Consider the following 24,273-nt stretch of genomic DNA (forward strand, 5'->3'; position numbering starts at 1 on the left):
TATGATTATATCAGCAGTTAATATTAGGTGTCATAACAAACCAATTCTATAAGGATAATCAGATACCCCGAAACAGAAAAAAACCCATATCCAATAAAGGATAGGGCCTTATTATAGATATTTGATTACGATAGTAATTAATTAAGAAATTTTCTTTAGCTCTTCTGTTAATCTTAGGAATAACTCCTTATTCCCATCTTGTAACGTTTGGTCGATTTCCTTTCGGATTTTCTCCCTTTTAAATTCAAGCAGGACATTGTTTAGGAACATCTCAGCAATAACAGTATCTTGATTCTCATCCGAATGTTGTGGTGAATTAAGTAACTTCTTTTCCATGGAAATCAACTCCTTGAGCTTTTTTTCATTATACAAGGAGTTTTCTAAAAATTCAAACATTTTATTTCAATTTTCTAAAAAAATTTTTTTGAAGTCATTATTTATACTGTCTTCATCTTTGGTGTCAGGCACCAAAGAAAGACACCGTCCACCTCAGGCGTACGTTGGTACTACAATACTTTAATGGATTTGGCTCTGAAAAAGTGCATTCCGTTGATTATATTTTGTGATGAACTTTAGTAAGAAAACATTGGCAATTATTAATCCTGCCCCAATGAAAAGGAGTAATAATGGACTTAAGAAGAACAAACCACTCGCTTGACTGATAATTAGACCAACAACCGGGAGTACCATCATTCCACCAAATTGCTGGGCTTCTTGAAATGATTTTACTCTGGCAGATACTAAGACATTCAGGATAATATTAAAAATAACTAGTGCCGGAATCACCCACAGCATCAATAAAAGCCATATGGAATTGAAAAATAATATTTCTTTAAAATAGGGATAAGTAATCACATTCACCACAATTGCGTTTATTAAAAAGGCTGCAAAGGTAATAAGCATCGCTGGAATAAAGGCCGCTATTACCTTCCCCACGAACAACTCTTTGACTATAATCGGTGCAAACAATAATGTTTCGAGCGTATTTCTTTCCTTTTCTCCAGCAAAGCTATTTGAAGCAGTTACCATCGAATTAATAATCGCGGCCATCAAGAAGAAGGGAATCATCATAAAGTTTAAAAAGAAATAAACAGATTTGTATCCCAATGTTGGAAGGGCTGCGAGGGTGTTCCGCATATCATCATTAGGAAAGCTTCTTAAAAAATCATTTATCGGTTTTTCTAAATCATTGGCATTCTCGCCAATAAGACCTGTATGAATCCCAAAATAAGCAAACAGTGTTGGTAAAACTATACAGAGGATAACAGGAAGGATGATCATGGGTATCCATACCTTTTTGGACGAAAAGGTTGTCTTGATATCCTTTTGGACAATGGCATAAATAATCCGTTTATTCATGGTCCCCACCTCTAATCTTGAAATAAAGTGTTTCAAGACCCCTGTTTGTGATTTCACTGGAATATATCCAGGACTCTGTGAGGATTTCCTTTAGCAACGGACTAATCTGTTCCTTAGATAAAAGAGTGAATTCCAGTTGAGTTGGACTCTCTCTTTTGTATGAATATCCTCTATAAACTCTAGGATCTGCAGGCTGAAGTCCTGTCTCCACTAAAAGTTTAATTTCCGATAAATATTTATCTTCCAATTCTCGTCTTGTTCCCTGTTCAATCAAACGACCTTCTTTTAGAAACAGAAAGGCTTCACATATTGTTTCCAATTGATGAAGGACATGGGAACAAATCAAAATTGTAATGCCCTCCTCTTCATTTACCTTCTTCAATAATTGAATAACATCATTAATCCCTTCTGGGTCCAATCCATTTGTTGGTTCATCAAGGAATAACAATTTAGGCTTATGGATTAGTGCTTTTGCCAAGGATAATCTTTTTTTCATACCTGTCGAGAATGTACCTACCAAATGGTCCTTTTTATCATACAGCTCAAATTGTTCTAGCAGGTAACTGATACGCTTTTGATCAAAGACCTTATAAATCTTGGCAAAAAAAACAAGATTATCCCAAGCGGTCATGTCGTGGTATAGGGCTGCGCTCTCTGTTACAATCCCAGTCTGAGCTCTTATCTCATCACCTTGGAATTTAGGATCATAATTCATTACTTTCATCGTTCCGTTTGTGGCATCAATTACCCCATTAAGCAATCGAATGAGTGTCGTCTTCCCGGCTCCATTTGGACCAAGCAGCCCATTAATCGTTCCTTCCTTAATCGTAAATGAAACATCCTTCAAAATAGAACGACCATTAAACTCTTTATCCACATCAAACGCATCAATAATATTCAACCGTCTCCCCCCTTGAAAACTGGTGTCAGGCACCAAGAAAACACATTTGTATGTACACAGTGGACAATAAATCTGAAGATATTTTTGATTTAATCTTATCAGATTCTTGTAAGGTATTTGTACTATTTTAGAAAAATTGCACATTATTTCCTCATATTCCCTATTGATGCTATAGGCATTTTTTCTGATTGCAGGGGAAAATTAATGGCAACTATTATGTGGAGCAGGAGGATTGATGTATGGAGCAGGCAGCTTTCACTGGTCATCAGCCGGTAAATAATATTAATGTGTATTATGAATTTTACCCTCATCAAACATCGAAAAAAACGTTTGTTTTATTACATGGATTTCTTTCTTCCACCTTTACATTTAGGCATTTAATTTCCCTATTAAAACAGGACTTTCAAGTTTTATCCGTCGACCTTCCTCCCTTTGGTAAAAGTGGGAAATGCAATCAATATGTGTATTCCTATAAAAACCTGGCCCAAACGGTTATCCAACTAACAAAATCCTTAGGCCTCCAAAAAATGACTTTTATCGGGCATTCAATGGGGGGGCAGATTGTCCTGAATATCCTCCATATGATGCCCGATATTGCAGACAAAGCTATTCTTCTCTGCAGTTCAGCTTATTTAAAACGTTCTAAATTGCCTTTAATCTTAACTAGCTATTTACCGTATTTTCATCGCTTTGTTAAATACTATTTCGCAAGAACAGGGGTAAGAAAGAATCTTCAGGATGCTCTATATAATCACTCGATTATTAATGAGGAAATGATTAACGGCTATCTCCAGCCTTTTTTACAAGATGAGATTTTTATCGCCCTTACAAGAATGATCCGTGACCGGGAAGGAGATTTACCTGGTAAAGTGCTTCAACAAATCAAAACACCCTGTCTGTTAATTTGGGGCGATCATGATAATTCTATGCCGCTTAAAGTAGGTGAACAGCTGCATAAAGATTTAGCGAACTCTGAATTAATTGTTTTAAAAGAGACGGGACACGCTGTACCAGAAGAACGTCCTTTTGAGGTATTCGAATACATTAAAAACTTTTTAGAAAGTCACCAAACGGCCGTTGAGTAAGAAAAATTCCCCCACGAACAAAAGCGCAAGCGCCTTGAACAGCCCCGACAAGCATAAGACGCTCAGGGAAAGAAGGCGTTCTTTGCCTTCTTCCCTGATTGGCTGTAGACCATCGAGGGGCTAGGCGCTGGAGCTGGACGTCGACAGTCCTTTTATTACCAGTTATCCACAAGCGAAAATTTTATAATTTCCTAAACGAAAAGTAAAGGTGTATTCCTTGGAATACACCTCATTTAAACCAGCCCTTTTCTTTTGATTGGGTGATGGCTTCAATTCTGTTTTTGACTTCCAGTTTATCTAAGATAATCGAAATATAGTTGCGCACAGTACCCGTTTTGATGCTAAGGGTCTCAGCAATTTCTTTGGTGTTTTTTCCATCGGCTACGAGCTCAAGCACTTCTTTTTCCCTGTCAGTCAAAGGATTTTCTTCCCCGTAGACATCGTCCATTAATTCGGGTGCATAAATTCGTCGGCCTGCCATCACATTTCGGATTGAACTGGCTAGCTCCTCACTTGGGCTATCCTTTAACAAATATCCGCTTACTCCAGCCTTTAAGGCCCTCTGGAAATAACCAGTTCGCGCAAAGGTTGTTAAAATAATAACTTTACACCCAAGACCTTTTATGTCCTCTGCGGCTTCCAGGCCGGTTTTTCCAGGCATTTCGATGTCCATAATGCAGACATCCGGTTGAAATTTCTTTACAAGGGCGACGGCCTCTTCTCCATTTGAAGCTTTTCCGACCACTTCCATATCATCTTCCAAATTAAGCAGGGAACCAAATGCTCCAAGCAGCATTTGTTGGTCTTCAGCAATAACGATTTTGATCATTTGCCTTCCTCCTTATCAGTTGGCTTAACGTCATTCGGCACAGTGATGATTAGCGTGGTGCCATCCTCAGTCAATAGCTCAAAGTCGCCATTAATAAATTCGAGCCGCTCTTTCATGCCGATTAAGCCATGACCCTCTGACAGCTCATCTGTTTTACCCTTGAAAACACCATCATCATGAATAGTCATTATCGTCTCTTTTGACATTTGTGCAATAGAAATAGAACAAGTCTTTGCATCGCTATGTTTCACCACATTGTTTACCGCCTCTTTTAAGCACATACTTAAAATGTTTTCAGTTAGCAGTGATACATTTTGAAGCGCAAACTCCCCATTACATTCAAAATTAATTTGGGCGGCCTTAATCATTTGTTTAACCCGAAAAATCTCATCCTTCAGTCGAATTCCTCTCATTGAAGAAACCATCTTTCTCACTTCACTCAAGGCAGTCCGTGCAGTTTGCTGTACATCTTTCAGTTCATCACGAGCCTGCTCGGGGTCCTTCAAAATTAATTTCCGGGCAAGGTCTGTCTTTAAGCCAATCAGGGAAAGTTTTTGCCCAAGTGTATCATGCAGGTCTCTGGCAATCCGATTTCGTTCCTCCATCTTAACAAGTTCCGAAATTCGTTTATTGGCATCCACGAGCTTTTCTTCAAGCTGTCCGCGCTCTTTTCGATTATGAATACTGAATGGGAGGAGTATCACACTAATCCAAATAATGATAACAAACGGCAGCTGCTGGAGAAACAATTTTTCTTGCATGACAATATTATAGTTGATCGATGCAGACGTACTTATGAGATGAATAAAATATAACGTTAAAAACGCAATTCTGTCCTTAATATTTCCGATAAAATAAGCAAGAAAGAAAGCAAAATAAACATAACTATAAAGACTGGACGCTGTAATCGATATACCTATTAAAATTAAGGTCCATAAATAAACAGGCCAGCCCTTAGAAATAAACGCAATCCGATAAAGAATAAAGAAAACCAAAGTCAATAATATACCTACGACAATCTTAATCGTAGAAGCGGATTGAATTATAAAATAAAAAGGCAGAATGCAAAGGATGGTCCAAATATAAGGTGTAATGCCATTATTTTTTTGAAAGGTTAAATACTTTTTTATCATACGTGGTACCTCATTAATAAAAACTTCCTGCTCAGTTATTTTTCCTTCTTTTATACTTCATTTTAGCTGATATTCCCCCATCTTAAAACAAATTACTCCTGTAATACAAAATATTTCTTTATATATGTAAATTACATATACTGGTAATAAATAATCTTCAGCACCTATATAATTAAGTAGTCGCAATTTTATAAACGTTTACACCTTACAAATATTGGAAACATATGTTTATAAAAACACTTAGGAGGAATCAAAATTGGGAGAATTTTTTATCGGCGACTCCAGCATTCCTTATTTGCGATTTGGTGAGGGTGAACCATTAGTTTTTATTCATGGCCTTGGAGAAGTAAAAGAGGGCTGGTCAAATCAGTTTGAATTTGCTGATCAGTACGATTTAATCATACCCGACCTGCGTGGTCATGGTGAATATCACAAGCCAGGGGAAATTTCAATAAAACATTTTGCTGAAGATGTCATCAGCTTACTAAAAGGCCTCAATGTTGAAAGTGCACACATTTGTGGCTTGTCAATGGGTGGAATGGTGGCACAAGAAATCTACCGTCAGGCCCCTGAAATGTGCCGTTCCTTAATGCTGGTGAGCACCTTTCATTATGCTCCAGAAATGCTTGGAAAACTTTTTTTAAGATATCGAAAAGCACATGCAGAAAATAAATCGCAGGATGTACTAAGAGAAACGGCCGCAAAAATTTGCCTCTATTCTTGGAACAAAGATAATTTCGAGAAATTTTACCAATTTTATAGACCAAATCGAGAGTATCATTTTAAAGCGATGGAAGCCTGCCTGGAAGTTAATAATTTGACATTACTTCCTAAGATTAAAGTTCCCACATTAATCATTGGCGGACAATATGATTCCCTTGTACCTGCTTGGGTGCAATTTTTGATGCATAAACAAATTCCTCATTCTGAATTTGTGATTTTCAGAAATACGGGCCACATTGCAAAGCTTGAAGCAAAGGATAGCTTCAATAGGACACTAAGAAGCTTTTTAAACAAGCATAAAACAGCAAGTTGAAGGAGGAGGGAATTACTTCCCCTTCCCCACTTGCCTATACATATTATATATTTACTTGTACCCGATATTATGACTAAATTTAGAGCGGATTCGATCGGCTTGAAGCCCATTGATGCACAATTTTTGCAAACAGACCAGTTAAAGCTAAGCTGACATGACCTGCTTCAACCGTGATATAGGTTTTATCCTTACTTGAGACTAAATCCATAATCGGTTTACTTTGCTCTTCAAGAATTAAATTGTCCCTCGAACAGGAAACCACAAATAAATTGGCCTTTATATTTTTTAAGTCTACTATTTTATTGCCAACCATCATTTCTCCTTTAACGAGCTTGTTCTCTTTAAAGAGATCACTCGCCAATTGACGATAGGCTTCACCAGCAAATGGTACCTGATCAAGTGTCCATTTATTCATCCTTCGCCACTTATCAACATACTTTGAATCATGAGCTCGATGTAATAGATTGGTATAATTTGTGAAATAGATCGGTGAACCTATTGCCCGGAACATACCTTCTACCAATGCAGGTGGAATGATCCCATAGGTATCAATAAAGCACTCGAAGTTAATATCTCCTTCTCTAAACCCTTCAGCCCACTTATCGGGTCCCCTAAATGGCTGAAAATCAATAGGTACGGTCGCGACAATTAGATTTTTGATTGGCTCTTCCGCAATCGACGCATAAATAGAAGCAATCGTCCCGCCTAAGCAATAGCCGATGATAGTTATTTCCTCAGCGTCTGAATGACGAATCGCCCGCTTAACCGCGGTCCGTAAATATTTCTCAATATAGGTGTCAATCCCAATCTTCTTGTCTTCATACCCCGGTGAACCCCAATCCAACAAATACACTTCATAGCCCATATTGGTTAGTCCTTCAATGACACTAACCTTTGGAGCGATATCTAAAATGTATGGCTTATTAAACAAGGAGTAAACGAAAAATAAAGGAATTTGATATTTTTTCTGTTTCGCCGGATAATGCCATAAAACTGATTTATTTTTCCGCCAAATTTCATTTCTTGGAGTGTAACCAACTTCCGGCTCGGGCTCACTTAGAACATTAATTACGTTAACCCAGCGCTGCATTTCTTTGTCAAAATCCAAGGTGGGAATGGACTCTGTTATTGGTGAATCTGCTGCCAAAGCAGTTTTCTCCCCCTCCTAGTTAGTGTCCTGAATCTGTGCCTGTTAACACAGGTTCTACGGACTTTTCTACTTTAATCAGATCTTTAATTGTCTCGAATTCCTGTTTAAAATTATTCAGTTTTAATAATTCAAATTTCAATTCCTGAAGTTCAGCATGTAAGCTCTTTGTATCTGACAGCTCTTTCTTTGTCTTGACTAACTCATTTTTTAACTGCTTGGTTAATTTGATAATTTCTTTGGATACTTCGACAACACTTTCAATCTCTTTATTTTGAGACTTTACAGAATCCTGTAAAACACAAATTTGCTCTTCTAAGGCTTCCATTTTCTCTTCCGCTTGAAGGGTTAGGTTAGCCACATTTGTCACATCACTTTTCGTTGGGAAATTAAGGGCACCTGCCAATGTCTCTTGATTTTTTTTAAAAGTTTCAAGAATACGTGAATGCATATCTGTCCCTCTGTGCGACATTTTTACATAGTCTTTGTTATTGGTTAATAAAAAGATAAAATCATTTATTTGTTTTTCCCACAATAAACTAAATTTATGAAGGGATTCATATGGATCGTAATTTTCTTTGTCAGACATCTACCTTCACCTCATATCATTTTGTTTACGCTATTACTTTTGCAAATACCTTTGAAAAGGTAAAATAGCGGATTTAACCTGTTTCGTAAAGACATCAACAAATAATTTTTGATTTTCATAAAGCTCATTTGTGGTTTTCTTCACACTCTCGAGATACTTTTCGCGACCCTTTTTTCTCATAGAAATATATTGTTCAACGGTTTCTAATAACATATCAAGAGCCTGTATCTGGCCAGTTGTTAATTTCTGAACGGGAGTAATTAAAATCTGCGTCGATCTATTTTGAATATCTTCCACTACTTGATTGATTTCCTCATAGGATTTAACAGGGAAGAAATACTGTAGTGATGTAGTGGTCATTAGGAGTTCTTCGCGTGTTGACTGTTCCCACTCCTGTAACTCCAAACCAAATTGGGCCGCAACCGCAATCACATTCTCCTGATTTTGCTTTGCCTTCTCGACATAGTTCCTTACAGCCTCTAAGAAGCGTTCATCTTGTTTATTAAAGCGCTCAGCCCATGCATCTAATTCATCAAAACCAAGTTTCCATAATAGGTCAAGGCTCGATAACTCCTTTACTAACTCCTCTGTTCCTTGGTTTTCTAATACTGTTTGATTATTTTCAGTCATGATCGATTTCCTCCTTCATATTATCCATTTCAAATAGTTTCTTTAAATCCTGTAGATCATTTTCCAGTGTTTTAATATCATTGCTGCGTTTCTCTCTTACCTCACAGCTTAAAAAAGTCGCCCATTCTTCCAGTGATTCCCGAACCATTGTTAACTTGCGTTGATTTGTCTTTTGCAAGTTGATAATTTGGTAGATGGATTCATCCATAGAATCAATCTCCCCTTCAACATCTACTATTCTATTTGAAAGGGACGCAAATTCATCTTTAGTGGCAAGGTCCAAACGAGTTAACCACCTAGTAATTAATCGCTTATAAATCCTTAATTTTCTTAAATGTGAATCCATCGCCTTGCCAACTGCAACTGTAAAGGCTCGGGAATTGGTACGAGCATGAATTCTTTTATTTATCTCTGCTTCTATTTGTTTATAAAACTGGATAGGATCTTGATTGTTAGGATCTTGCTGTTTAGAATTCATGTTTACCTCTTTAATTCCTGCCTAGCGAAAAATTATTGGACGCTTGCGGTAGTTCCCCCAGCTACGGCTAAAATATGCCCATAGACATAATTGGAAGCACAAAAGCTAAAAACAATGCTGGATCCTTCTTGTCGTCATCTGAGGCAAACCTTCCTGCCTGAGTCCGCTCAAGGACTTTTTGACTTGAATAATCAAGGATAGCCTTTGCCATTTGGGTTGGGAAAAATCCTGGGGCAATGGCATTTACATGGACATTTATCGCGCATGTTTATTAACAGCTAGATCCTTGATTAAAGCAATAACCGCCCCCTTACTTGCAGAATTAGCTAATCGCATCCATAACCAATGGATCTTGCCTACCCATACCAGCAATTGATACGATATTAATAATTTTACCGAACTTTTGCTTGACCATAATTTCCCCTACAGCTTGGGAGAATAAGAAAACACCCTTATCCCATTTATCTGCAGGCATTTCTAATGCCGGTGCCCCCCAGCTCGTACCGCTGTTATTTCTAAAATATCAATTTTGCCCAATTCTTCAGAGTCTCGGCCACAGCATGCTGAATATCTTCAGGGTTAGAGACATCACATTTGAAGGCAATTGCCGGAACCCCTTTTTCCAGAAGGACTTCCGTAAATTGAATACATGCGTCTAGATTTCTAGAACAAATAGCATATTCGCTCCTGCCTTTGCGTAAGCTGTCGCAATTTGCTGCCCCAGTCCTCTTCCGCCGCCGGTTACAATCGCAGTTTTTCCATTTAAACTAAAAAGCTCTTGAATATTCATCCCAAACCCACTCTCAAGTAAGCTTTAACTTTCAATATTTCTTGTTCCAGAAGGACTCTTCTTAGTAATTTCCCTACTGAGGACTTCGGCAGCCCGGAACGAATTTCAACTTTTTTTTGGTGCCTTAAAGTGGGCAAGATTTTCCTTCCAAATTGTATAATTTCTTCTTCTGTGACTGAAAATCCTCCTTTTACCAAAACGAAAGCTTTCACAGTTTCACCACGGTAAGAGCCAGGTACCCCTATTACTAGCTCCTCTTCAATCCCTTCCTGCTGATAGAGGGCGTCCTCTTTTCCACTAGGATATACATTGAATCTGCTTGCAATAATCATATCCTTTTTACGATCTAGAATATAAAAATAGCCGTCCTCATCCATCTTGGCGATATTTCCTGTATAAAGCCAGCCATCTTTTTTGTCTCTTCAGTATCCTGCGGACGAAGCAGGACGGAGAATATATCGATGTCTCCGTGGGCGTTGAAGGGGAGTTAGTAATACATGGTCCACAGGTTATGAGAGGCTACTGGAATATCTAGAACAACGAAATACTGAAACCTGAATCAGTTAAAACATGTTCAATTTCTCTTTCTAAGTATATAGGATTTACTTGAACAGCTATACCGCCCAGTCGAAAAATCCCAAACAAACTAAAAATACAGGGTGATCGCTTTGCCATTATGCTTCCTAATTCCCCCGCACTATTTTGAAAGCCCTCATTAAAAAGAACTGCAGCAATTGGTCAGTAACCACCTTGGTGTCATTAAAGCTCCAAACCTTATTATTAAAGGTCGGGGCTGGATTATCCTTATATTGGCTAACTGCAACTTTTAGAAAATCATAGAGGGATTGGTGTTCAATATTCACATGCTTATCAATTCTTGGATCACAGACTTTTAACTACTGCTTTTACTGATAGATCATAAAAACAGATACCTCCTAAGCTTATAGTAACCTAGTAAATATTCTTTTTAAACGCGTAATTCTAAGAAGTGATCTACCTATTAATAGAATACTGATATAATTATGATTATTGTAGGAAAAAGCTGTTTTGTAAACCCTTCCTTCTCGACAATTTTTTCTTATTCCCCAATTCTCCAATCCTTCTTTTTATACCCTTTCAACCACCCTTTATAATCAGGAGCTCTCCACATCCATTAATCAGCCGTACTGAAAGAGTATGGAGAATTTTGTCGAAAAATTTTCGTGAACATCTGAATTATCGACAACAAGTGCATGACTATTCCCTAAATTTTGTTGTCAAACAATAAGTGAAGATTCAAAAAAATCAATATTCTTCTATACGTTTTTTAACAAGATAAGAGTTTTTATTTTTCATCTGACTTATAAATTTGGTTAAATTCACCTAGTTAAATGGTCTTCTATGAATCTCTTCAATATATTATTTACTATTAATTAGAAGAGAAAGGATGGGTGGAGAAAATTCTTAACGCCGAACTTTTGACAATCAATGGTGCTGGGCATATTTATGTAACAGAGGCTAATGACCTGGCTAATGAAAGAATTTTTTGACCTCTTAAGTAAACTTAATTAGAAACAAAGTCCTATTTAGGCCAAATCGGGCTTTTTGATTTATATTTTTAGGCATCGGCAGTAAGCGTATATTTCACTCCATAAGTAAGTGCTATAGAATTCGCTAAATGTTCTATCACTTCGTCCAACTAAACATGAACTTCAGTTCACATTTCGTTGACAAACCATGTGACATTATGTCATAATTGAACTATAGTTCAATATTTATTAGATTTTAAGACTGGAGGTGTAGGCCTTACGTATTGTAAGGCTATACATTTGGAAATAGTTAACCTGATCATGATCGCTATTTTTATTGCCCTCACAGCCTTTTTTGTCGCTGTAGAGTTTGCAATTGTAAAAGTAAGAGGCACACGGATTGATCAACTAATAAAAGAAGGCAAAAAAGGAGCGAAGGCTGCGAAACAAGTGGTTACGCATTTAGATGAATATTTGTCCGCTTGTCAGCTCGGCATTACAGTTACAGCTCTCGGACTTGGGTGGCTGGGAGAGCCGACCGTTTCAAAGTTATTACAGCCCCTCTTCACTTTATTAAACTTAAATAGTGCTGTTATACATGTTTTATCAATCATATTAGCCTTTGTTTTAGTTACCTTTATTAATGTAGTCGTGGGCGAATTAGCTCCTAAATCTTTTGCGATTCAAAAAGCAGAAACGATTACACTACTTTTTGCTAAACCGTTGATTGGGTTTTATAAAGTTTTCTACCCGTTCATTTGGATCTTAAATAGTTCTTCTAGATTATTAGTTGGCTTCTTTGGTCTAAAACCCGCCTCTGAAAACGAGTTAGCTCACACAGAAGAAGAGTTACGGATTATTCTTTCTGAAAGTTACCAAAGCGGGGAAATAAATGAATCGGAATTAACCTATGTTAATAATGTGTTTGATTTTAATAGTCGGATTGCAAAAGAAATTATGGTACCTAGGACGGAAATGGTAAGTATCTCAGTCGATGATCAGCGGGATGACATTCTCTCATTAATCAAGGAACAAAAATATACACGCTACCCTGTCATTAATGGAGATAAGGATAATATTGTCGGAATTATCAATATTAAGGATATCTTAACAACCAAATTGAACAAGGATTGGAAAGAGAATAACTCTCTTACACCATTCATTAAACCGGTCATCACTGTAATTGAAACCATTCCTATTCAAAGCTTATTATTGAAAATGCAAAAAGAAAGGACCCATATGGCCATCCTCATCGATGAATTTGGAGGTACGTCAGGCCTTGTAACCGTTGAGGATATTATTGAAGAAATCGTCGGTGATATTCGAGATGAGTTTGATACAGACGAGATTTCTGATGTGCGTGAATTAGCCAATGAGCATTATATTGTCAGTGGGAAAGTCCTCATTGAAACCGTTAACGATCTTTTAGGCACTTCCATCTCAAATAAAGATTTAGATACGATTGGCGGCTGGTTCCTGTCAGAGAAGTTTGATGCTAAAATGGATGACTGCATAGAATTTGAAGGCTATTCCTTTAAAATCAAGGAAATGGAAGAACATCATATTTTATATATTGAGATTCAAAAGTTAACACAAGCGGCTTCCCCTCTCCCCCTAATATCTGTTTCTTAATTAAAAACGGGCTGAATGTTCAGCCCGTTTTTCTGTTATGCGCCTTTATTTTGAAGATGACTCATTTTTAGGCATGTCTGCAATATTTGTAAATTTGCTTTTTCGTTTTTATAGATCATAGTCTGATAATTTGGGAGAAGTATGTTAGTTGGGTTAATCGGTACTTCACCGCATATATCAATTCCATCAGCCTTCTTTGCAATTAGTATGGCTTCAAGGAAACGATTTAATCTAGTCAGATCCATTATTCCTTGATCCCAATTTGTTGCTGCGTCAGTTGTGTTTAGTACATCTTTATCTATACTGATGTAAACATTACTGGTGTGAATAACAGATAAAACCGATTTTATCGAGTAGTCATGTCTGCCGTCAAATGGAAAAATGACCACTCGAGGGTCAGTAGAAAGGTGAGAAGTTATAGTGGTTGGGCCAATAATTACTACTCGCTGCAGCAATGGGATTTCCTTAAGGGCAAAGGAAACCCAGGAGCCACATGAAAGTAGATTTTCATGTGGCTTATTATCTAATCCGATATCAGGATGGTTATCAAACAAGACAAGAGTAAAAGGTTTTTTGATTTCTTTTAATAAAATAAAGGTAACATAATGATAGTTTCCGCTGCCAATAAAGGTGATCCCTTTTTGAATTCTCTTGTCCAGCTGTTTCATTAAGCTCTGTAAAGAATCTTCTTCGCAATACAGGTTGACATGCTTCATCTGACGAAAGTCGAGATCATCATGTAAATAATTATGGAGCTTATGTTGTGCTAAGTACGTTTCGTCAAAATTAATGAAGGTTATCCCATTTTCTAATAACCCCATTACTTTCATCTCCTTAAAAATTGGTTTCTAAATCTCCCAAAGATTAGTAGATTGGTTTAATGGTTAATAGCGACGCAGACTGCTATTAGCCTGCTTTTATTATAGCAATCTTGTTCTAAAATTTCATGGGACGTACATCAATAAAAGGACATAAGATTTCTTGATATAAGAATTCTCATGCCCTTTTAATCACTTAATTATGGGATAATATTCCCTGCAGCTTTATAAATTTGATACCATTCTTCTCTTGTCAGTCTAATATCTGAACCTTGACATGCGTCTTTCATGCGCTCGACTTTAGTGGTTCCAAGTACCACCTGAATATTTGCCGGGTGGCGTGTAATCCAAGCCGTTGCAATTGCGGTATTCGTTACACCATATTTTTCAGCGATACCGTCTATTGTCTCGTTTAGCTCCGGATAGTGCTCTAAATCGCCTAAAAAGGTTCCGGCAAAGAAACCGTGCTGATACGGGGACCACGCTTGCATGGTGATATCATTTAAGCGGCAGTATTCTAAAACACTCATGTCCCGATTAATTGCTTGGTCCATTTTCATGTTTAGTGTAATTCCTGCATCAATCATAGGTGTATGCGCAATGCTAAACTGAAGCTGGTTTACAACTAACTTGTGGGGTGTGTATTTTTGCAACAGTTCTATTTGAGCAGGGTTATGATTGGAAACTCCAAAATATCTAACCTTTCCACTGTTGTGAAGTTCTTCAAATGCCTCTGCTACCTCAGCAGGTTCCATTAATGGGTCTGGACGATGAAGAAGCAGTATATCAAGGTATTCGGTATTTAATCTCTTTAAAATACCATCTACCGACTCCAGAATATGCTCTTTTGAAAAATCAAAATAACCGTTGCGAATCCCACATTTACTCTGTATGATCATTTCTTCGCGGATAGAAGAATTCATATGTATCGCCTCTGAAAAAATCTCCTCAGATTTACCCTTCCCGTAGATATCCGCATGGTCAAAGAAGTTAATTCCCTCCTCCAAGCTTGAGCGTATTAGGTTCTCTGCTTCAGCAATGGAAAGCTGTGGTATGCGCATATTTCCCATAATTATATTTGATACTTGAAGGTCTGTGTTTGCAATGTTTATGTATTTCATATAGTACTCCTCCCTTCTATTTTCCTTTCCATTATATCCTACAATGAAAGCGTCTACCAATAAATCCCGCTAGAGTTTAATCCAGTTTTGTTTTCTCATTTACTGCCTGTTCTCTGAATTCTTTTGGTGTCTGACCATACTTTCCTTTAAAAATCCGATAGAAATAGCTGATGTTATCATACCCAACCTCTTCTACAATCGAAGAAATCGGCATCTCGGTACTCTCTAATAATTCTTTTGCTTTTACAAGCCTTCTTTCCTGCAGCAATTCTTTGAAGGTATGCGACGTCGCTTTTTTGATTGTCTTACTTAACCCATAGTGGGATTGGTTTAGTTTCTCTGCCAATTCATAAAGTGAAGCATGTTTATAATTCTCTTCAATGTATTGAAGAGATTCGACCACCAAATAGTGGTTCATGGATGCTTCCTCTTTGCGCTCAACTAGATCCGTATTTTTGATTAATTCGATCATCAATAGCCCCATATAAAGCTTAATAGTGGATTCCGAAAAAGGGGAAGAATGCATAATTTCATAGATGATTTTCCCAATCATATCCTGGATTGTCTCAACTTCGGCTACTTTAAAATATAAAAATTGTCCATTTTGTGTGTTATTGTATAAACCGCTGATTAAAAAATCACTGACAATATTGCCTGAATTTAAAAACGAAAAAATAAAATCAAAGAAGGCAGGACGAATGATAAAGTTAATAACAATATCTTCCTTGGCACATGCTTTAATTTCATGTTCAATATGTTGATTTAATAATAATAGTTCCCCTTTTTTTAACGTAATGGGCCGGCCGCCTGCCGTTTGCTTAAGCTCACCATTATAGACATAATTAATCTCAATATAGTCATGCTTATGCAAAGGAAAATCAACAAAACGCGTATGCTTTCGAACCATAATCATCTTGTCATTACTAAGAAATTTTTCACTCTCTATGACAAAGTTCGTCTTACTCGTGTAGAGTTCTTTACTTACAATCTTTCGCTGGTCCAAAATGAGTTTCTCTTCATCCGTTACCTGGAGAAGTTCATCTAAAAGGTCCTGGTTCATTGTAATTCACCTTTTCCAATTGCATTATTTCTTATTATTAGCCAAATCATATCATACCTCGGTCAACTAACTGAAAAACTAAATTAGACTTTAAGAAATAAAAAACCTGGACCAACGAAAAGTTGACCCGGGTCATGCTCACTTCATTCAATTAAACTGCTTTGCCTTTAATTGCTTTTGATTTTCCAAACCGCTCTTCTTCAATTTGTTTCAATGTTTTACCATTCGTATTTGGAGCAAGAAGAATCCCGATCACACAATGAATGGCTAAGAAGACAAGCATTACAATACCAGCGGTTTTAAATCCTAATTTATCCATCACAGTTGGTAATATAAAGGACCAGACCGCAATGCCGAGTCTTACTAAAAAGTACATAATACCTTGTGCACCAGCACGATATCTTGTTGGGAAAAGTTCGCTTGCCCATAAACCGTAGAACGCTTGAGCGCCGAAGCCAGCAGAACTGCCCCATAGAATAACGAAAGCAAAAAGTGAGAACCAGTTCATTCCTGTAAACGTTAGAATTAACCATGCTGCAATTCCCATTACCGCTCCTATTCCAAACAAAGAACGTCTGCTAAATTTGTCTCCTAGTTTCATGAATACAAAATAAGTGGTTGCAACGGTTAAACTCCAAAGAAGAACCTGAAGTAAATTCGCTTGTGTACCTGTTAACCCGCCAACATTTTGATAGATGTATGGCATAAAATACCCCATCGCACCTGCAGTTAAATTCCAGAACAAATAGATCCCGATTAAAAGAAATAATGCTTCACGATTTGGTCTTAGGCTTAATAATGTTTTGAGTACACCTTTACTATTGCCGTTGCCTTCTTTCGCCTCTCGTTCTTTTCCTTCTTTCCAGATAGCAGATTCAGATAATCCTTGTCGGATGTACCATGTAATAAAAGCAATAATTAATAAGTGGATGAAAATAATACGGCTTCCTAGTAAACCTAGTGGTGCAAGTAAGACTGCGAGTAAAAAGGTAATTGCTGGACCTGTTGACCATGCTAACTGTGCCGTTCCAACATGTGCAGCCCTTTTATCAGCCGGTGCTTCTTCGGCAATGTAGGTCCATGAGGCTGGGACCCCGGCACCGACAGCAATTCCTGTAATAATGGTCCCGATTAATAGCATAGGGAAGTTCACTGAAACGGCAATCAATAATACACCAAGCATATAAGCCAACAAGTCATAGGTATAAATAAATTTTCGACCATATTTGTCACATAAATAACCACCAAACAAAGCTCCAATTGCAGCACCAAAAGCATTTGCGCTTAGAGCACTTAATAGGCCTACCGCTATATTATCTAAATGAAGATATGCTTGCCACATGGTTAAACTACTTGCAGCTGCGATGATGGATCCAGCTTCAATATAGTTCGCCATTGCAACAGAGATGGTTGCTTTCCAACCGGTCGTTTTTTTAGCACCAATCTTAGCCATTGTAATACCTCCTAATAATTTGTTATTATCTGGGAAACGGTTTCATTTTTGAAACTAGTACAAAAACACTATTCTAAATAAAATACTTCCTCTAAATTAATCGAAACTGGACTATTATCTGCATTCGTTTCCATTAGCGGCTCCATATACGCCCACCATTTTTTACAGATAGCTGTTTGCGACATATACTCCCATTTCTCTTCATCCTCAATTTCTACATAAGCAAATAATCTACCAGTCTCTTTATCTAGAAAAATAGAATAATTATGTGCACCATGTGCCTTTAATTCTGCAGCCATCTCAGGCCATATTTCATCGTGGCGGCGCTTATATTCATCGTAACTATCACGGTTGACAAACATGATACTCGCTTTTCTAATCATAGATATTTTCCTTTCTAGAATTTAATTTTCCTCATAGCTAAACTATACCGCTATAAAACGCTTTCTTATAGGAGACAAAGTTCAGTTAGGGGGGAGATTATTCAGAAAGTTGCAAGGGTTTCCAAAATAAAAAGCCAAGGACAAATACTTTCCTTGACTCTAACAAACTCTTATTTATCGGCTGTTGATTTAAAGTACTGATCTCGGAATTGTGAAGGTGTCTGTCCGAGCCACTGTTTAAATAGACGGCTAAAATATTTCGTATCTTGATAACCGACAGAAATGGCGATATCATAGATTTTCAAATCCGTTTTTTCTAATAATTCCTTCGCCTTTTCAAGCCTAGCGCTCGTTACATAATCTAAAATCGTTTCTCCAGTTTGATTTTTAAAATAGTCACAAAAATAGTTGGGGTTCATATAGACCTGCTGGGCAATTTTCTTTATTGAAATATTTTCTCCCAGATTATTTTTAATCCACTCTTTTGCCACCTGAATAGGATTTTGTTGCTCTTTTTTCAAACCAACCATTTTTTCCATCACTTGTAGAATCCACACTTTTACCTGATCCTTCAACTGAATGAAGTTTACCGCTTGCTTCGTGATTGTTAAGGCATTTGTTAGTAAATCCGGATCCTCACTATAGCCATCATTTTCAATCCAATGGTTAGCAATCCCAATTAATAAGTAATGAACTGCTTCGTTAATCATAAGAGGAGAAGGTAGAGCCTCTACCTCCCGAAAAAAACCTTGTAGTGACCGAAGGAGTTCATCCTTTTTCCCTTGTGCAAAAGAATTGATCACTTGTTCTGTATACTTTAGGATGGATGATGAAATCCCCTTTGATTTCTGACCTTTTATGTCTTGGAACGAGTCGGCCTGAAAGACGCGATTTCCTCCTTGAATCATTCGAAACTGAAGCAATGTAAGGAGCTCATTTTTCATATTACTAAATAAGGCAAGGTCCTTAAATTCATGTCCGATTGCGATTGAAGCAGTAAACGGCGTTACTTTCTGAATGGTCACTCTAAGCTGTTCAGTAAATTGGCGGGGTAAGAATTCATAATCATGACTTTTTTCTTCCATGTGCAGTAATATCCAATAACTGAATTTACTGCCCCGCCACCACCAGCTATTAAACAGTTGAACTCGGATCTCAGCGTCGACTGATTCTTCTATTATCTGTTCGATTGCCTGAGACCATTTATTCCAATCATCAGGTAAGAAATCTCTGGTTTTAGATAAAACCTGATCCACACTAATGTGAATTAATTGATAACAGCCACAGCCGCCTGGAAACTGCCGGGTCCAGTTGAGATAAGAAATGTCCTTCTCTTCATTCCAGGTCATTTCACTTAATAGTTGAACCTGCTTAGTATACTCCAGTTGCGAAGCTTTTTCTTGCATTGTGAGCCATTCCTGTTTTTCCTCTTGAACCTTCTGAATTTTTTGCTTAACTTCATCCATTTGAATTTGAAATTGTTCCTTATCAATTGGCTTCAAAATATAATTAACAGCACCATCTCGGAGGGCGGTCTGCAAATATTCAAAATCATCGTATCCACTTATAAAAATGGTCAGGAAGGATAGATGGCTTTTAAGCTTTTTATTTAAAGTTAACCCATCCATTTCCGGCATTCTTATGTCTGAAATAAGCAGATCAAAGGAAATCGATTGATTGGTAACCGCTTCATATACTTCTAATCCATCTGAAAACGTACCGACAATTTCCCATTCATCACCCAATGAACGGACCATTCGCTCAATCCCCCTTCGAATCCTTCCTTCATCATCGACAATAACCGTTTTTATCTGTGTCATTTTCCATCACCATCCTCTTGAATCCCAGAATAATTAGATACCTCACCCTTTAAGATTGCTGGAATTTGTATCATAATCTCTGTTCCTTTTTCTATGGAACTATGAACTCGTAATTCATATTGATCACCAAACATCATCATCACCCGGGCATGAACATTCAATATCCCGAAACCGGATTCTCTTTTTCCCATTGGATCTGATTTTAATTTGCTATTTAACTCTGCCAACTTTTCCTCATTTATTCCTGGCCCATTATCACGGATGGTAAATAAGATATCTTTTTTCCCTTGTTTATTTAGAATTTCTTTTACAGAAATTTGAATGCTTAAGCCTTTCCGTTTCTCCAATCCATATTTAATAGAATTTTCGACAAGCGGCTGTAAGATAAATTTGGGGGTAAAATAGGATCCAGAATCTAGCTCTATTTGAATGGTGTAAGTAAGTCTTTCCTCAAATCGGAATTTTTGGATTTTTAGGTAATCCTGAATATGATCCACTTCTTGAGAAATCGGCACCAGTCGATCCTTATTACTTAGTGAATAACGGAGCATTCTTCCAAGAAGCGTAACCATTTCAACCACCATTTCGGATTCTCCATCTTCAACCGCCATACTAATTGTTTGGAGTGTATTGTACATAAAGTGCGGGTTAATTTGAGATTGCAGAGCATATAGTTCGGCGTTTTTCTGCCGAATTTCAATAGAATAATTTTTCTGAATTAACTCCCTAATTTCTTCCAGCATCGAATCAAAGCTTTGAGCCAGAACTCCAACCTCATCATTTGAGTGAATTGGAATTGAAACACTAAGATTCCCCTCTTTGACCTCTTGCATTAAATGCCCCAGCTTTTTAATTGGTTTGGTCACTGACCAGGCCAGAAAGCATGATATAAGACTCGTAATGATGACAAGCGCCAAAAAAGCTAAAACGGTTACATTTCTCACCATGTCAGTACCCATGGTTAAATGTTTTAAAGGAATACTATGAACCAAAATCCATTTATGGCGTGCTGATTTATTTACACTAATGAGTGTTTTTTCTTGACCTGTTCCTGTTTGGAAACTTCCGTTAACCAAAGGGTAGTCATTTATATCAGTAAAAACAGAGCCAATTTTAGAGGAATCCGTATGGAATATAACCTGTCCATTCTCATCCATCACCCACATAGTGGCATTCTTTTCTTCTTCTAAATCAGCTAATACATCTTTAATAAAAGATAACTTAACAGCTAAAAAGAGCGTACCTAGCGACTTCCTATTATCAAAATCTGTTACTTGCTTCATTAATAAAATATAAGGAGGATTCCCTTCAAACTTCAAACTTGCTTGTTTTGGAAGGATTAGTTGGATTTTGTCCCCTAGTGCGTGTTCTTCACCATACGGCAAAGATTGATTTTCAATGTTAAATCCCTCATAGGGTATACGTGTACTGATAAAAGATCGATTTTTAGATAATAGAAACGCTCCTAATATTTCTGAACTGTTATCAAGATAGGTATTAGTTAAAAAACTTTCTACAACAAATTGATCGCGATGTAATTCTGATTGATTCTTATAGCTGCTATCTCTTAACACAGACATAACATCGCTTGAGCTATAAATTAATTCGGGAAGCCGTTCCAATTCATCTAGGCTGTTTTCGATGTTATTATTGGCTTGCTTTAATAATTTTGGGATATATTCTCCAACTTTTTCTTCAATTGATTTCGTATATTCATAATAAGCTAGGGCACCTAATAGCCCCATAGGAATGACGGTTAACAAAATATACGTTATTATGAGTTTCGTTGATAACCGGGAGTTTTTTAATTTTATTTTTTCAAGAAGCCTAGAAATCATATTGCTCAACATTCTCCCTTGTAAAATCAATTGGCAGCCCCATAATCACCGTGTCACCTTTAATTTTGATATTACCTACTTTCCCAATGTGCTGCCCATCCTTAAGCTTGCCCCCATTCAATAATTCTTTAGCTAAACTAACAGTTAAATAGCCTAGTTTCTTAGGGCTCCATAATGTGATCATTTGTGCCGATCCATCTTTTAAATAACTCCTCATTAAATTAGGGGTGGAGAGCCCTGTTACGGTAACGATCCCCGCCTTTCCCGCGTCCTGTACTGCTTGTGCAGCGGCAGGTGGTCCAACAGAAGAACTGCCTAGTATCCCTTTCAAACGTGGAAAAGATTTTAATAGCCTTTCAGCCCCCGTGTATGATTTTTGGGGATTATCTTCTGTCTCAACTACTTCTATTAATTTCATTTCCGGATATACTTCTTTCTGCTGCTCGATTATATAGTTCATCCATTCTGATAAATTGGCAGCAGCATTAGAACCGGTCAAAATAGCATATTCACCTTTTTCCCCCATCTGGGAAGCCAAATTATCCATTAAATGCCGGCCAAGGTTTTCCGGATCGACCATATTAATAAAAAGTTCTCTGTATTTTGTGTTGGTATCGGAATCCCAAGTGATCACTTTTATCCCTTTTTCTTCGGCCCTTTTTAATACAGGTCCTAATTTTTCAGGATCGTTAGCTGAAACGGCGATGAGATCAACGTCCCTACGAATAAAATCATCTATAATATTCCACTGTTGTTCCCAATCTGCTATAGGCGGACCTTCATAAAGAACGTTAACATGTAAGTCCTCCCCGGCCTCACGTGCTCCTTCTTCCACAGCATTGAAATAAGGAATCCCACTTACTTTAGGTACGATGGCAATCGTGTAATTTTCTTTGCTTTCATTTTGTTTATTTTGCTCTTTCTTTTGATCTCCGTTATAAATAATTTGATATTTTCCGGAATTCAAATCGCAACCGCTTACAAATATCGCTATTAAAAAACAAACCAAAAATTTAAAGTTGTTTTTAATGTTCAACACCTCACAAAAGAGAAGCTAAATAAATGGAAAGAAGAGGCCATTTATTAACTTGGCCTCCCTAACAGTATAACATATTCTGAAATAGTTTTTATTATTTTAATAAAGGCTCTTTTTGTAAACTTTGTTGCTTTTCGACCTTAAAAAAGGGCAATTTACTAAGTTTCAGGGCAATTTTCGCAAATGTTCTTACGAAAATTAATGGACAATTATGTCCCCTAATAGTAAATCGATGTTAGAAGTTTTATAAATTTAAGATTCCTGGTCTTGGAACAACTTTGAAAGCATCCGCAAGGTCTTGAAGCTGCTGGTCGGTAATGGTTTGTTTTTTGCCACCTTGGGCACAGACAATTGTATACACCTGAGCTGCTTTTTCAGCTGTTTCAATCAAACCAAATGTTTCATCCATTGTCGCCCCAGCACCAAAAATTCCATGATGCGGCCAAACAACAAGGCGGACATGCTCCATTTTCTCTGCAGTTGTTTCACCGATTTCATTGGTACCTGGAATAATCCACGGGATAACGCCGACACCATCAGGGAAAACGACAATACATTCTGTACACATTTCCCAGAGCGTTTTCGTAAAGTCTTCTTCCTTTAAACTATGTGTAAAAGTCATTGCAATTAGGTTTGTAGCATGGCAGTGCATAATCACACGATGGTTTTTATCCGCTGCAATTCTTTTTATATGATTCATTAAGTGTGTTGGTAGTTCACTTGTTGCAACACCGCCATCTTCAAGGCCCCATAGGATTTCGTAGCTTTTTCCGTCTGCAGCAATACGGATAACTCCCAAGTTAGAAGCAGGATCTTCTTTTACATTTTTGAAGTATTTTCCAGAACCTGTTACAGCAAAATATCTTCCTGCCAGTTCAGACGCATCAAAATTCATTGGTACTGTTCTTACCACTTTATCAACATCCAAGTAAGGTAAAACTTCATATTCATTTAATAAATAACTGATATTTCCGCCATTACGTTCATCCCAGCCTAAACGGTAAAGGTTTGCTGTTGCTTCAATCATTTCTTGTAAAAATGGTGCTGTATATATTAAATTTCTCAATGTCATACTCATGATTTTTCTCTCCCTTTTAATGAATTGATTTATGTTTAATTTGTTTATGTTTATTTATCTTCTTTACATTTACATCATAACTCCTCATCAAACACAAATCAACACAAATAAAGAATATATTTTTTGTTTACTTTTGTTTTGTTAACATATTTGTCACAAGTTTTATTTGTTTATTTCTGATTAACCAAAAAGAAACAAACCTAAACCGGTCTGTTTCTTTTGAATTTATTCAGTTTTAATAAGTCATCAAATTTCATAATCGATTACAATAACATTGTCAATGATTCCATTTAATGATGCAACAAACTCTTGGTGAGTTGGATGTGGCAAATAATGATCAAGCGCTTGCTTATTTTCAAAGGTTATTCTTAATGCCAACGTATAGCCATGCATATTTTCAATTTCTTCTGTCACATTCATTCCTGCTGTAAGCTCCACAATCCCAGGAATCTCCCCTTTAAATGCCTTTATTTGTTTAAGGAGAGCCTGCTCTTTTTCCGACGTAATACTACCATTAAATTTAAACGTAACAATATGTTCGTACATTTT

General features: G+C 37.1%; 23 protein-coding genes and 1 pseudogene. 3 read left to right on the top strand and 21 right to left on the bottom strand.

Annotated features, from left to right (window positions below; genetic code table 11):
* Positions 1–141: 141 nt before the first annotated feature.
* From M3226_RS24185 to M3226_RS24195, 3 genes are all read right to left on the bottom strand, one after another.
* Positions 142–336, bottom strand: coding sequence for an IDEAL domain-containing protein (locus M3226_RS24185; protein WP_251571200.1), 195 nt, complete (start codon positions 334–336; stop codon positions 142–144).
* Between the two features lie 180 nt (positions 337–516).
* On the bottom strand, positions 517–1,359 hold the full coding sequence (locus tag M3226_RS24190; RefSeq protein ID WP_251571201.1) for an ABC transporter permease subunit: 843 nt from the start codon (positions 1,357–1,359) through the stop codon (positions 517–519).
* Positions 1,352–2,260, bottom strand: a complete 909-nt coding sequence (locus tag M3226_RS24195; RefSeq protein ID WP_251571202.1) for an ABC transporter ATP-binding protein — start codon at positions 2,258–2,260, stop codon at positions 1,352–1,354. Before M3226_RS24195 ends, M3226_RS24190 begins: the two co-directional genes overlap by 8 nt.
* 239 nt (positions 2,261–2,499) lie before the next feature.
* Between M3226_RS24195 and M3226_RS24200 the strand changes: the two genes are divergently transcribed.
* Positions 2,500–3,345 carry an alpha/beta fold hydrolase gene (locus M3226_RS24200; protein WP_251571203.1) on the top strand — a complete coding sequence of 282 codons (846 nt, stop codon included), beginning with the start codon at positions 2,500–2,502 and terminating at the stop codon, positions 3,343–3,345.
* 229 nt (positions 3,346–3,574) lie between these two features.
* Here the strand turns inward: M3226_RS24200 and M3226_RS24205 are convergent, their stop codons facing one another.
* Positions 3,575–4,174, bottom strand: a complete 600-nt coding sequence (locus M3226_RS24205) for a response regulator transcription factor (protein ID WP_098528534.1) — start codon at positions 4,172–4,174, stop codon at positions 3,575–3,577.
* Positions 4,171–5,307 (bottom strand): sensor histidine kinase, encoded by a 1,137-nt coding sequence (locus M3226_RS24210; protein WP_251571204.1) that lies wholly within the window; start codon positions 5,305–5,307, stop codon positions 4,171–4,173. The genes M3226_RS24205 and M3226_RS24210 overlap by 4 nt, the downstream gene beginning before the upstream one ends.
* A 256-nt stretch (positions 5,308–5,563) precedes the next feature.
* Here M3226_RS24210 and M3226_RS24215 point away from each other — a divergent pair, with 256 nt between their 5' ends.
* Entirely contained in the window at positions 5,564–6,343 is a 780-nt protein-coding gene (locus M3226_RS24215; protein ID WP_251571205.1) for an alpha/beta fold hydrolase, read from the top strand.
* Positions 6,344–6,422: 79 nt separating this feature from the next.
* On the opposite strand, the gene M3226_RS24220 is transcribed toward M3226_RS24215, so the two are convergent.
* The 6 genes and pseudogenes from M3226_RS24220 to M3226_RS24245 form a co-directional block, all read right to left on the bottom strand.
* On the bottom strand, positions 6,423–7,490 hold the full coding sequence (locus M3226_RS24220) for an alpha/beta fold hydrolase (protein WP_251571206.1): 1,068 nt from the start codon (positions 7,488–7,490) through the stop codon (positions 6,423–6,425).
* A 22-nt stretch (positions 7,491–7,512) separates the two neighbouring features.
* On the bottom strand, positions 7,513–8,079 hold the full coding sequence (locus M3226_RS24225) for a polyhydroxyalkanoate biosynthesis repressor PhaR (RefSeq protein ID WP_251571207.1): 567 nt from the start codon (positions 8,077–8,079) through the stop codon (positions 7,513–7,515).
* A gap of 33 nt (positions 8,080–8,112) precedes the next feature.
* Positions 8,113–8,709 carry a hypothetical protein gene (locus tag M3226_RS24230; protein WP_251571208.1) on the bottom strand — a complete coding sequence of 199 codons (597 nt, stop codon included), beginning with the start codon at positions 8,707–8,709 and terminating at the stop codon, positions 8,113–8,115.
* Positions 8,702–9,187: a hypothetical protein gene (locus tag M3226_RS24235; RefSeq protein WP_251571209.1), complete on the bottom strand. Its 486-nt coding sequence runs from the start codon at positions 9,185–9,187 to the stop codon at positions 8,702–8,704. The genes M3226_RS24230 and M3226_RS24235 overlap by 8 nt, the downstream gene beginning before the upstream one ends.
* Positions 9,188–9,219: 32 nt before the next feature.
* Positions 9,220–9,977 (bottom strand): annotated as a pseudogene (locus tag M3226_RS24240) (SDR family NAD(P)-dependent oxidoreductase).
* Positions 9,974–10,354, bottom strand: a complete 381-nt coding sequence (locus M3226_RS24245; protein ID WP_251571210.1) for an AMP-binding enzyme — start codon at positions 10,352–10,354, stop codon at positions 9,974–9,976. Before M3226_RS24245 ends, M3226_RS24240 begins: the two are co-directional and overlap by 4 nt.
* A gap of 1,452 nt (positions 10,355–11,806) precedes the next feature.
* Between M3226_RS24245 and M3226_RS24250 the strand changes: the two genes are divergently transcribed.
* Positions 11,807–13,117 carry a hemolysin family protein gene (locus M3226_RS24250; RefSeq protein ID WP_251571231.1) on the top strand — a complete coding sequence of 437 codons (1,311 nt, stop codon included), beginning with the start codon at positions 11,807–11,809 and terminating at the stop codon, positions 13,115–13,117.
* Between the two features lie 35 nt (positions 13,118–13,152).
* Here the strand turns inward: M3226_RS24250 and M3226_RS24255 are convergent, their stop codons facing one another.
* The 10 genes from M3226_RS24255 to M3226_RS24300 all read right to left on the bottom strand — a co-directional run bounded on the left by M3226_RS24255 (position 13,153) and on the right by M3226_RS24300 (position 24,270).
* On the bottom strand, positions 13,153–13,938 hold the full coding sequence (locus M3226_RS24255) for an arginase family protein (RefSeq protein ID WP_251571211.1): 786 nt from the start codon (positions 13,936–13,938) through the stop codon (positions 13,153–13,155).
* A 197-nt stretch (positions 13,939–14,135) separates the two neighbouring features.
* Positions 14,136–15,056: an aldo/keto reductase gene (locus M3226_RS24260; protein WP_251571212.1), complete on the bottom strand. Its 921-nt coding sequence runs from the start codon at positions 15,054–15,056 to the stop codon at positions 14,136–14,138.
* 76 nt (positions 15,057–15,132) lie between these two features.
* Entirely contained in the window at positions 15,133–16,116 is a 984-nt protein-coding gene (locus M3226_RS24265) for an AraC family transcriptional regulator (RefSeq protein WP_251571213.1), read from the bottom strand.
* Between the two features lie 151 nt (positions 16,117–16,267).
* A complete protein-coding gene (locus tag M3226_RS24270; protein WP_251571214.1) occupies positions 16,268–17,569 on the bottom strand; it encodes an MFS transporter in 1,302 nt (433 codons plus the stop codon).
* Positions 17,570–17,637: 68 nt separating this feature from the next.
* Entirely contained in the window at positions 17,638–17,952 is a 315-nt protein-coding gene (rhaM, locus tag M3226_RS24275; RefSeq protein WP_251571215.1) for an L-rhamnose mutarotase, read from the bottom strand.
* Between the two features lie 170 nt (positions 17,953–18,122).
* Entirely contained in the window at positions 18,123–19,772 is a 1,650-nt protein-coding gene (locus tag M3226_RS24280) for a response regulator transcription factor (RefSeq protein ID WP_251571216.1), read from the bottom strand.
* The gene (locus M3226_RS24285) at positions 19,769–21,610 is read right to left on the bottom strand and encodes a cache domain-containing sensor histidine kinase (protein ID WP_251571217.1); all 1,842 of its coding nucleotides are present in this window, start codon (positions 21,608–21,610) and stop codon (positions 19,769–19,771) included. Before M3226_RS24285 ends, M3226_RS24280 begins: the two co-directional genes overlap by 4 nt.
* Positions 21,600–22,577, bottom strand: a complete 978-nt coding sequence (locus M3226_RS24290; protein ID WP_251571218.1) for an autoinducer 2 ABC transporter substrate-binding protein — start codon at positions 22,575–22,577, stop codon at positions 21,600–21,602. Before M3226_RS24290 ends, M3226_RS24285 begins: the two co-directional genes overlap by 11 nt.
* A 313-nt stretch (positions 22,578–22,890) precedes the next feature.
* Positions 22,891–23,718: a rhamnulose-1-phosphate aldolase gene (gene rhaD / locus M3226_RS24295; protein WP_251571232.1), complete on the bottom strand. Its 828-nt coding sequence runs from the start codon at positions 23,716–23,718 to the stop codon at positions 22,891–22,893.
* Positions 23,719–23,970: 252 nt separating this feature from the next.
* Complete coding sequence (locus M3226_RS24300; RefSeq protein WP_251571219.1) at positions 23,971–24,270, bottom strand: Dabb family protein; 300 nt, start codon at positions 24,268–24,270, stop codon at positions 23,971–23,973.
* Positions 24,271–24,273: the final 3 nt, after the last annotated feature.

This window comes from Neobacillus cucumis, from assembly GCF_023715505.1.